The organism is Tumidithrix helvetica PCC 7403, assembly GCF_965232925.1.
Lineage (GTDB): Bacteria > Cyanobacteriota > Cyanobacteriia > Pseudanabaenales > Pseudanabaenaceae > Tumidithrix > Tumidithrix helvetica.
This window is the reverse complement of the sequence record NZ_CBDDRA010000059.1, coordinates 1-5,806: the sequence shown is the minus strand read 5'-3', so window position 1 is coordinate 5,806 and position 5,806 is coordinate 1. Positions and strand designations below refer to the sequence as shown.

The following is a 5,806-nucleotide window of genomic DNA, read 5'->3' as shown; positions in this document are numbered from 1 at the left end:
GATGCGAATGCATGGTTTTGATGCTTTGACGGAGGCAATTAGCCATTTAAGCCATAATATCAAGCAAATACTCTCATTTTGCCTTTAGGTTTACTTCTTTTCTCCTATTTACTCAAGAATGAAACAGCCCTGCGATAGGGCAGGGGGATCAAACCCCTTGGTTCCAACAAGTTGGCTTGCTTTATGGAGGCGCTTTTTCCTTTACAACCCATTTCCAATCAGGACAAATGCTGACCAGTAATAGGGATGATTGTAATTAATCTCTCCCTGTTTTACGGGTCGGCGAATCATGGTTAGCTGTGCTTCCCTGAGCGAAGTTGACATGCTGACATTTCCCTTTTGCAAATTGCCATAAAATGACTCCATCAACAACTGCGTGCCGCCATCAGAGACCGTCCAGAGGGAAGCAATGGAAGCTTTAGCCCCTGCTCTCTGCACCTGATAGCCAAAACCGAGGATTTCTGCGCCATTCCCAGAACCACCTAATCCTGTCTCGCAGGCACTGAGAATGACTAAATCGGTGTCTTTTAAATTCCATTCGTTAATTTCGGCAAGCGTCACCTTACTCCCATCACCAAATAACACATAGGAATCTAACGGGCTACCCGATTTAAATTCGGCATGGGTGGCGAAGTGGACGATCGCGTTGCCAGAAACTTTATCTTTGCTGGCTTGGGCTGTGAAATCTTGCTCGACGAGCTTTGTCGTATTTGGGAATGAAGTTTGAATATTTTCGACTTCGGGGATGGTGGCAGGCAATCCATCAACTCCAAATCGTTTTTCTCCTTTTCTACCGCCAAATGCACCCGCAAAGATGCGAATGTTAGATTGAGGTTTGCTATCTGGCTCGAAGAGGCTATAGGCAATCAGGTTGTCGATGCGATATTTCTCTACTAACCACTGTTTGTCATCGTACAAAGCAGAAAGGGTAATGTAGCGCAAGATGCCGTCGGGTGCGTAGAGAATCGTGGTAGCGTTGGCTTGTTTGAGATCTGCTTCGATGGGTTCGATCAGAACGTCGTAGAGTTTCGGGCTAGAGTTTTTGATGTCCCAAGAAGTGTAGTCTCGCATGTCAGCACGAACATCTGTAACGAGTTTCTCCATATCGGATTTTTTAATGGGAACCGTACGATTAACGGGGAGCGTATTTGCCGAGAAGACGATAATTTCGAGGCGATCGTCGAGAATTAGAGGATAAATTAAAACTGCGCCTTGGGGAATCTTTTGCAAATAGTCAGGAACTTTATTGATTTCTGATTTAGGAAGCTGCTGAATCTTGCTCGCAAGATCGCGATTCAATTCTGGGATTTTCTCATAGCTGATGGCTGAAAGCTGACCGCTGATAGCTCTCTCTGGCTCTAATAGCTCAACTCCCTTTGCTGTGCGATCGTTCCCTTTGACATTTTTGAGATAATCTTCGAGTTCTTGCACCTTAAGTAAATCTATGACTTGTAAAGCTTCAGTGACGCGTCCCTGCTTGAGCAGAAGATTGGCAAGAGTGCGATAGGTATGGGCAACGGTTTTAGTAAAAGACTGCTTTTCTTCTCGACTGAGTTTCTTTAGATCGTTGCGAATCGATTCGTATACCTTAACGGATTCTTTAAAGAAAAGAATGGCCATTTCAGTTTGAGACTGAGCATTCAGAGTATAACCAATATTGTTGAGCGTTATCCCTTCCCCGGTGCGATCGCCGACTTCTTTTCTGATTTTAAGAGCTTGCTGGTAATACTCCAGAGCCTTGGGATACTGTCCGAGGTTATCGTAAACCACGCCAATATTGCTGAGCGTTATCCCTTCCCCGGTGCGATCGCCGACTTCTTTTCTNATTTTAAGAGCTTGCTGGTAATACTCCAGAGCCTTGGGATACTGTCCGAGGTTATCGTAAACCACGCCAATATTGCTGAGCGTCGTTCCTTCCCCAGAGCGATCGCCGATTTCTTTCTTAATCGCAAGGGCTTGCTGGTGATACTCCAGAGCTTTAGGATACTGTCCGAGGTTATCGTAAACCACGCCAATATTGCTGAGCGTCGTTCCTTCCCCAGAGCGATCGCCGATTTCTTTCTCAATCGCAAGGGCTTGCTGGCAATACTCCAGAGCCTTAGAATACTGTCCGAGGTTACGATAAACTGCGCCAATATTGTTGAGCGTTGTCCCTTCCGTAGAGAGATCGCCAACTTCTTTGATAATTTTAAGGGCTTGCTGGTAATACTCAAGGGCTTTGGGATACTGTCCGAGGTTATCGTAAACCAAGCCAATATTATTAAGCGTTGTCCCTTCTCCAGAACGATCTTTAATTTCTCTGCGAATGGAGAGAACTTGCTGAAATGTTGCTAGTGCCTCTTTTAGCTGACCTTTGCGATATTGCTGAATCCCCAGTTGGTTTAACTTATCTGCTTCGGCTTTACGGTCTTGTATCGTTTGTGCTTGGGCAGTCACAAAAGGCATCTTTGGCTGCCCCACCATACCAAAAAGCCCAGACATCACCACAAACACCAACAAGTAGAACCTTGAAGCCATGACAGCACCTTTGAAGTACGCCACAATTTTACATTTTTCTCGCAAAAAATGCGAAACAAATATGATTCTCGTAGGGGCAAAGCATTCCCACAGATGTTTACGCATTTCACCAAGATCGTCAAATGGGAATGCTTCGCCCAAAACCTCACAACGCAGAAACAATTTGCGAAGAGAAGAGGGTTTTGCATTTGCAGAGTGAGATTTCCTGCGTATGGTTTATGAATGGTGGTGCAAATGCAAAACCTCTACAGATTGTTGGTGCGATTACAATCGATCCATTTCATCTGGTTCCACATCAGGCACTTTTGCCAACACACGTTTAAATGCATCCCAACTGCCCCGCTCTGCTCTTTCTTTTAGATAGTCTTTGGTGAGCCATGCAGAAATTTGTGATGATATCGCGATCGCGACTAATCCATCAATCGAAATTTGCTCCCTTTCGGCAAAAGATTCTAATTGCTGATACAAAGCATCAGGAATATTAGCACTTATTTTCATGACTCGATTTCTCCGACTATTTGTTGTAGAAATTGTTTGGGCGTAATCACTTGAATCCCAAATCTCTCAACCGATCGCAAATCTCTTTGATTGTAAGTGATGATAAAGTCAACCTGTGCTTTAAAAGCCAAATCAATACTTTAGTTTACAACTAGCGTAAAGGCTATGAAGCTGAATCAGGCAATTAATTTCACATAAAAAGCAATGTATATCTTAATTGGTGGAGCAGGTTTAGTCGGACTGAGTTTGGCACAAAAGCTGGTCGAACTAGGTCATACGGTTGCCGTGGTCGATCTCGATCCCACTGCCTGTCGCTACGTGCGAGAGCAAGTAGGTGCAATGGCGTTTGAAGGAAGTGCCGTCAGTACAGAAGTTTTACTAGAGGCGGGGATTCGCAAAGCGAACTCAGTTGCGGCGGTACTGCGTCACGATGCGCTCAACCTAGCGATGGTCACACTTGCCAAACACTATGGGGTTAAACACATCGTCTCGCGTATGCGTCACTCAGACTTTTTGGAACCTCTGCGGCTTGTGGGTGCGAACCACATCATCAGTACGGTGGAATTATCCGTGGCGACGATGGTGAATGCGATCGAATACCCACAGGTCGAATCGATGATGCATTTTGAGCAGGGTCAAATTGAGGTGCTCAAACTTCCCGTCGGACAAAACGCCAATGTCGTTGGACGTACGATTGCCGATATTGCTCAAGATCGACGTTTTCCCACAGGTTCTTTGATTATTGGCTATCAGGCTCATCCTCACGAAGATCTCTTTGTTCCGAATGGAAGTACGATTTTAGAGGCCAACGCAACCGTGCTCATTGTCACCAAACCAGAACTATTGCATCAAGTCATCAACTTTATTGGCACAGAGGCAAGCTAACCATTTACTCATCGCCTAGGTTTAATAGCTGTTCGTCCAAAGCCTGTAAGCGTTTTTGAACGATATCTTGAGACAGTAAACCTTTACGCTGTACCTCGGTGAGCGCTCCTTTTTCTGCCAATAGTAAGCGGCGACGCACGGCATCCAGTTTAGTTTGTTCGCCAGTGCTGCGATCGCTTGCTTGAGGCGAACGACTAAAAATTTCGCGCAATCCCTTTTCTGCCGCCGCAACTTTAACTTGATAGGCAGCGCGCATCTCTTCATAGACAGACTTTGCCAAAATGCCCGATCTCAGGAGGCTATCGAGTTCATCCTGAGCCGCTTTGGATGCGATTAACTGGGCTTGCAGTTCCTCTAATTGTTTTTGCCCCTGTGAAAAGGGCATTAGCGATAAGCGCTTGACCAACCAAGGCAAACTAACTCCCTGTCCCAATAAGGATAGGAGCACTGTCCCAAACACGATCGCAATCAGTTGTTCGCGCCCAGCGATCGTTGTGGGAATACTGAGGGCAAGTGCCATCGAGAGCGACCCTTTGATATTTCCTAAAAACAAGACATGTTGCCAAGGGAGGGGAATGGGGCGATCGATCCATCGTGCGATCGCCAGAAGCGGGTAGACCGAGAGCAAACGTCCGACTTGGTAGGCAAAAATTGCCAGCAAAACTGCAGGCAGCGATCGCCAAAGCGTTGCCAAGTTAACTTCTAGCCCAATCAGCAAAAAAATGAAGCTATTGACGATAAAACCTGCGGATTCCCAAAAACTTAACAGCGTTAAACGGATCGATGCAGAGACATGACTGGTTAGCCCGATCGTCCCCACCAGAAGCCCTGCTACGACCACTGCCACAACTCCTGACACATGCAACAGATGAGCCAGTTGAAAAGCCCCAAGCGCAACGGCAACCGTCAGCAAAATACTGCTAAAGGATTCCTCTGAGCGGACAAATAGACCTGCACTCAAGTAGCCTAAAGCCAGCCCCACTAGGGTTCCACCCACAATCACCAGCAAAAAGTCTTGAAGCCCTTCCGCAAACGTTAAGGTTCCCGTGTCGTGAATCTTCAGGATTAAGCTAAATAGAACGAGGGCAACCCCATCGTTAAATAGACTCTCGCCTTCTACAATCGTCGATAGACGCGAAGGAACGGGAACTTCCTTAAATACGGCAATCACTGAAACCGTATCGGTGATTGCTAAAATCACCCCCACCAACATGGCAGAAATCCAAGGCAGTCCCAACGTCCATTTCAACAAAACTGCCGTAACTCCCGATGACAAAATCACCCCAGGCCCGACTAAGAGCGCGATCGGCTTCAGGGTACTCCGCAAGCGCCGAATGTCTGTATTAATCGCTGCTTCAAATATCAGAATGGGTAGAAACAGATTTAAGATCAAGGCGTCATTCAGCCCAATCTTTTGGGGTAAAAGCTCCGTAATGGCAAGTCCTGCCACCACTAAACCTGCAACATAGGGCACTCTTAACCATCGAGATACAAGAGCCACACCCGTCGCAACCAGCAAAAGGATCACGAGAACTTTGATCAGGGCAGAGACATCCATAAAAACCTTAAGTCAATCCATCCTATGTTTGCAGAAATCTCAGACAACCTGACGATCGCTTAAGTATACAAGGGGTTCCCTTAGATATGCAGTACTTAAAGTTCATAGATGCCTCATGACCTAAATGCTCCTAAGAGAGCATTCGAGAAGTCTAGTATCTCGTATAAATCTCTACTTTTACCCCCCTAATCCCCCCTTGTAAAGGGAACTTAAATCCTCCCCTTTTGCAAGGCAGGGCTGTTTCATTCTTGAGATAGAAGAAATAAAAAAGATAAATATAGGTAAATATATGGTTGTTTACCTATATTTAGTCTGAAAGACGTGGAAAAGAGCTTAATTGACTATCTC

At 45.8% G+C, this 5,806-nt stretch carries 4 protein-coding genes and 1 pseudogene; 1 reads left to right on the top strand and 4 read right to left on the bottom strand.

Going from position 1 to position 5,806, the window contains the following annotated elements; all coding sequences use genetic code 11:
• Positions 1 to 201: 201 nt before the first annotated feature.
• From ACP2WE_RS25885 to ACP2WE_RS25875, 3 genes and pseudogenes are all read right to left on the bottom strand, one after another.
• A pseudogene (locus ACP2WE_RS25885) lies at positions 202 to 1,824 on the bottom strand (CHAT domain-containing protein); the annotation flags it as partial.
• A gap of 1 nt (position 1,825) precedes the next feature.
• Positions 1,826 to 2,445, bottom strand: a 620-nt coding sequence (locus ACP2WE_RS25880; RefSeq protein WP_425218403.1) for a tetratricopeptide repeat protein, incomplete at its 3' end; no start/stop codon positions are given.
• A gap of 336 nt (positions 2,446 to 2,781) precedes the next feature.
• Positions 2,782 to 3,015 carry a hypothetical protein gene (locus tag ACP2WE_RS25875; RefSeq protein WP_425218402.1) on the bottom strand — a complete coding sequence of 78 codons (234 nt, stop codon included), beginning with the start codon at positions 3,013 to 3,015 and terminating at the stop codon, positions 2,782 to 2,784.
• A 204-nt stretch (positions 3,016 to 3,219) separates the two neighbouring features.
• On the opposite strand from ACP2WE_RS25875, the gene ACP2WE_RS25870 reads away from it, so the two are divergent.
• Positions 3,220 to 3,900: a potassium channel family protein gene (locus ACP2WE_RS25870; RefSeq protein ID WP_425218401.1), complete on the top strand. Its 681-nt coding sequence runs from the start codon at positions 3,220 to 3,222 to the stop codon at positions 3,898 to 3,900.
• Between the two features lie 4 nt (positions 3,901 to 3,904).
• Here ACP2WE_RS25870 and ACP2WE_RS25865 read toward each other — a convergent pair whose 3' ends face one another.
• Positions 3,905 to 5,458, bottom strand: a complete 1,554-nt coding sequence (locus tag ACP2WE_RS25865; protein WP_425218400.1) for a cation:proton antiporter — start codon at positions 5,456 to 5,458, stop codon at positions 3,905 to 3,907.
• Between the last annotated feature and the right edge of the window lie 348 nt (positions 5,459 to 5,806).

Bases quoted from the DNA above. Each gene is read 5' to 3' on its own strand.
- ACP2WE_RS25875 (WP_425218402.1), bottom strand. From the start codon at position 3,015: ATGAAAATAAGTGCTAATATTCCTGATGCTTTGTATCAGCAATTAGAA.
- ACP2WE_RS25870 (WP_425218401.1), top strand. From the start codon at position 3,220: ATGTATATCTTAATTGGTGGAGCAGGTTTAGTCGGACTGAGTTTGGCA.
- ACP2WE_RS25865 (WP_425218400.1), bottom strand. From the start codon at position 5,458: ATGGATGTCTCTGCCCTGATCAAAGTTCTCGTGATCCTTTTGCTGGTT.